The following is a 737-nucleotide window of genomic DNA, read 5'->3' on the forward strand; positions in this document are numbered from 1 at the left end:
GCGTGATAGCTCGAACGCACCATCGCGCCGACGGCCGCGTGCGTGAAGCCCATCTTGTACGCCTCTTCCTCGTACATCTTGAACGTATCCGGATGCACGTACGCACGCACCGGCAGGTGGTGCTCGGACGGTTGCAGGTACTGGCCGATCGTCAGCATGTCGACGTCGTGCGCGCGCAGGTCGCGCATCACCTGCAGGATTTCCTCTTCGGTCTCGCCGAGGCCGACCATCAGGCCCGACTTCGTCGCGACGTCCGGATGCAGCGCCTTGAAGTCCTTCAGCAGCTTCAGCGAGTGCGCGTAGTCCGAACCCGGGCGCGCTTCCTTGTACAGGCGCGGCACCGTTTCGAGGTTGTGGTTCATCACGTCGGGCGGCGCGGCGTTCAGGATCGAGATCGCGCGGTCGAGACGGCCGCGGAAGTCCGGCGTCAGGATCTCGATGCGCGTTTCCGGCGACTGCTCGCGCACTTCGCGGATGCACTCGACGAAGTGGGCGGCGCCGCCGTCACGCAGGTCGTCGCGGTCGACGCTCGTGATCACCACGTACTTGAGCTTCAGCGCGGCGATCGTGCGCGCGAGGTTCTTCGGCTCGTCGGTGTCGAGCGGATCGGGACGGCCGTGGCCGACGTCGCAGAACGGGCAGCGGCGCGTGCACTTGTCGCCCATGATCATGAACGTCGCGGTGCCCTTGCCGAAGCATTCGCCGATGTTCGGGCAGCTCGCTTCCTCGCACACGGT

The 737-nt window shown here is 66.1% G+C and carries 1 protein-coding gene; it reads right to left on the reverse strand.

What is annotated here, in order from left to right:
* Window positions 1-737, reverse strand: a 737-nt coding sequence (gene lipA / locus U4Z31_RS36930; RefSeq protein ID WP_321812992.1) for a lipoyl synthase, incomplete at both ends; no start/stop codon positions are given.

Source organism: Burkholderia sp. BCC1985 (assembly GCF_905339915.1).
Lineage (GTDB): Bacteria > Pseudomonadota > Gammaproteobacteria > Burkholderiales > Burkholderiaceae > Burkholderia.